Consider the following 2,316-nt stretch of genomic DNA (forward strand, 5'->3'; position numbering starts at 1 on the left):
CTATCGTATTATCATAAGCTATTTTGGTTGCTTCCACAGTTAAAGGAGCTAAAACTCGATATTGCCACGGGTTGTGAAAGCGTGAGTTAACCTCCAAAAAATCTATATGCCTTTCGTATTGCTCTATTGCTAAACCGTAATAATAGTTTCGGTAAATAGGATAAGCCGACATTATAGCTAAGCATACAGCCGCTAAAAATGTAGCCCACTTATTTTTTAGCAATGATTGTATAGTGAGGGTAGACATACTTCGTTTGTTTTCGCGATAATTGAATAGAAAAGCCCATATCGCTTAGCTGGCTCTTAATTGCTGAATACGAACATTCATTTCCAACCTCACCTGAAAAAATTACATCATGAATTTTATTGAACCATACTAACGAACTATCGCTATCAATATCCTTTAATATAAGTTCTGCCCCTCCTTTCATAGAGTTATACAAAGATTGTAAAAAAGTAAGTTGATTGTTTTTAGGTATGTGATGTAGCACATCTATCATAAATATCTTGTTGGCAGACGAGATATCGGAGGGTAGCTAAACCCCGTCATACACATCAAATACTGTTTCAATGTTAGAATGCTCATGTAAAGCTCTAGCATTCTCAATAAGCTTCAAATCTATATCAATCCCTTTAACCCTTCTAGGACGAGAGAAAGCCGTAATTAGCTTAATAAACTGCCCCGATCCGCATCCTATATCATATACAGTATCACCTTCGTCTACGTGATTAATAAGCTCACTAAAGGAACATATATATGGACGATATACTATTTTTAGCCGATCAACGAAACTTGCATTCGTGCGCTGATTTTTAAGGTATAAAACGAGTTCCTCGGTGTTCATTCTAATATATTAAATACTGATCAATGTAAAATTAATATTTTTCAGCAATAATATAATTTAATTCTTAAAAAATTAAACATATTTGTACGAAACAAAAATTTAGTATATTTTTTTATAGTGAAACCATAAATCACTGAAGTACGAAGAACTAAATAGATAATCCTATAGGCTGGTTGTTCTACAAAATCAAATTTCATATTTTATCTTTGTTCTAATTTCATGAAAAACTACAGTTGTGTAAGTATTTGATAATCAGAAACTTATTAACTCTAACTTGGCATTTTTAATTTGAAATTAGTATAGCTCAGGCTATTTTGAAAACTTTTTCATCAACAAGCCAACTACTTTATTAGTAGATTTGTACACCCAGTTTATACCCCTTTTTATTTAAGAAATGAATACTGAGTATAATAAGACTCACTTCCTTGACCGGCTTAATATTCTCAGTGCAGTCCAAGGGGCCGCTTTGTTATTAGTGTTTTACACTACGCTGGCACTAACTAATACGATCATTCCTGAAAATATTACCGACTACACCAAAGCCTATTATGCCGGGGGAAAGGCGGTTTGGGATGGTAATTACGACGATCTTACATCTTTGATCCATCAAGCCCTGTTCACTAATATTCCCATTGTGGCGGGGTTGCTTTCCCCTTTTGCCGTTTTTGATTCCTGGACGGCCGGACGTATTTTCTCCTTTCTAATGTTTGTAGCTACCGCCGGAGCTTATCTGCTACTTGCTCGACACTACTGCCCCAACCGGCGGGGATTGCTGCTGCTGTTATTTCTGGTTAATGGCCCCCTGTGGTACTGTTTGCAGTTGGGCAATACTACTAATGCTATTCTTTTTCTATTCATTGTAGCCGTATTGCTTTGGGAACGAGACCATAACTACTCCGCCGGATTGCTGATTGGTTTTTGCTTAGTGATTAAGCCCTTCTTGATGTTGGTAGGGGTGTACTTTTTGTTGCGGGGTAAGTGGAAGATTGTATTGGGAGCCGCTACCGTAGGCCTAGGCATGGCTCTGCTATCGGTTTTGTTTTTCGGATGGCAAATGAACCTAGACTGGTACGAATACTGTATTGCTGCTTTTGGAGGACGACCAATGGCTGCTTTCAACGTGCAATCCGTTGGAGGGTTCCTAATGCGGCTGCAAACCGGACGTAAATTTCTCTGGGACTGGTCGCCCCGCGATTTGGTTCCGGTGCTAAAATTTGTTCACACCTTCATTCTACTGGGCATGATTAGCACCGGGTTTGGCATCATTCTTTGGAAGAAACGTCCTAAACCCGCAGTGAGGCCAAGTGGATTAACCTCGTACGACTACTGGAGCTTTTCGATAGTACTTACGCTATCGCTAATTTGCAGTACTGTTTCTTGGACCCATTACTATTTACTGCTTTTTATGCCTTGGGCTTGGTACTTGGGGGGAACAATGTCTTTACCCAATGATAAGACTACCCAATACTTA

At 38.6% G+C, this 2,316-nt stretch carries 2 protein-coding genes; one reads left to right on the forward strand and one right to left on the reverse strand.

All coding sequences use genetic code 11. The features are described from left to right. Window positions 1–536: 536 nt before the first annotated feature. Window positions 537–845, reverse strand: coding sequence for a methyltransferase domain-containing protein (locus WBA23_RS05110; RefSeq protein WP_424581171.1), 309 nt, complete (start codon window positions 843–845; stop codon window positions 537–539). A 394-nt stretch (window positions 846–1,239) separates the two neighbouring features. Here WBA23_RS05110 and WBA23_RS05115 point away from each other — a divergent pair. Beyond that, window positions 1,240–2,316: glycosyltransferase family 87 protein (locus WBA23_RS05115; protein WP_424581172.1), on the forward strand; the 1,077-nt coding region annotated here is incomplete at its 3' end.

The sequence above is a fragment of the Tunicatimonas sp. genome (assembly GCF_049647865.1).
In the GTDB taxonomy this organism is placed as follows: domain Bacteria; phylum Bacteroidota; class Bacteroidia; order Cytophagales; family Cyclobacteriaceae; genus Tunicatimonas.